This is a genomic window from Agrobacterium sp. K11, from assembly GCF_059429395.1.
The window spans coordinates 1-1,098 of record NZ_JCAHRB010000045.1; the positions used below are offsets into that span (position 1 = coordinate 1).

Sequence of the window (1,098 nt, forward strand, 5' to 3'; positions counted from 1 at the left end):
CTTGAGCCTTTCTGCTTATGCCGACTGTCCGGTCGAAATGGGGGGCAGTTCAGTCAGCCATTTCACGTTCGGCGCGTCTGCATGGAAGTCGCGATTGATCAGGTTCTCGGGCGCTGGACTGATCTCTCCCAGATAGGATCCAAACCGCCGACGACGCGGTCTGGCAACGACCAGTCGCTCCTGCTTCATCAAGCGCTGGACAACCTTTTCTGAGATGATCACGCTCTTCCTGGCCAGTGATGCCTGCAGTCTGCGGTAACCGTAACAACGACGGTTCGCTTGAAAGATTTCCACCAAGCTGAGGCGGACAGCGATTTACTTGTCTACCAAACATATGCGGGCGCGATGGTTGAAGTAGGAGCTTCTGGCAATTCGCAGCTGGGCGAGCAACTCTTGCAAGCGATGAACTTCCTTAAGGGCATCGATCAGCTGTGTCTTCTCCCGACTACTCAGGATCTGCAGATCGACGCCCAGGTCTTTTTTTAGTAGTTCGTTGGCCTTCTTCAGAGGATCGTGCTCGAGTTGTAACTGGCCGACATCACGCTGGAGGGCTTCAAGCCTTCGCTCGAGCTCCTCGCGTTCAGGCACCTTGGAGTTGGCTTTGCGGCGTTTCATCGATGATGGGGTGAGGCTTCACCTTCTCGGTCCGCTGCCTTTTCTCCTACCAGAGGACGCGCATTTCGAGAAGTCTCAACCTCTATAGTTTTGTCACCACCTGCCAGAACAAGCTCCGCTTCCCACTTGCGCCGGTGGACCAATTCAACCTCATGAAACCTTTTGCCCTCGACCTCACGGGGCGGAGAGCATCTTCAACCTCCTGATGCGAGAGCGGACACGCAGCAGGGCCCACCGTTCACGCTCCAAAGCGCGCCAGAACATGTTAGATTACGTCGAGGTGTTCTGCGCCCCGACACGCAAATACGTCAAAAACGGAATGCTCTCTCCGGTCGCGACGGGTCAAGTCCATCGCGACGCCTAGGAAATTTGGAATCGTAGCGCACTTTCGAGGATGACCGTTATTTAACGCTGCTGTCGTCGGCGCCTACTATCGGCTCAATCCAAGCCCCTGCGACCGGTTAAGCTGCCGTCCGAGTGCGT

At 55.8% G+C, this 1,098-nt stretch carries 2 pseudogenes; one reads left to right on the forward strand and one right to left on the reverse strand.

Annotated features, from left to right (window positions below):
- Positions 1–45: 45 nt before the first annotated feature.
- A pseudogene (locus AC5SEO_RS26860) lies at positions 46–621 on the reverse strand (IS3 family transposase); the annotation flags it as partial.
- A gap of 175 nt (positions 622–796) precedes the next feature.
- Between AC5SEO_RS26860 and AC5SEO_RS26865 the strand changes: the two are divergent.
- Positions 797–979, forward strand: a pseudogene (locus AC5SEO_RS26865) (IS3 family transposase); the annotation flags it as partial.
- Between the last annotated feature and the right edge of the window lie 119 nt (positions 980–1,098).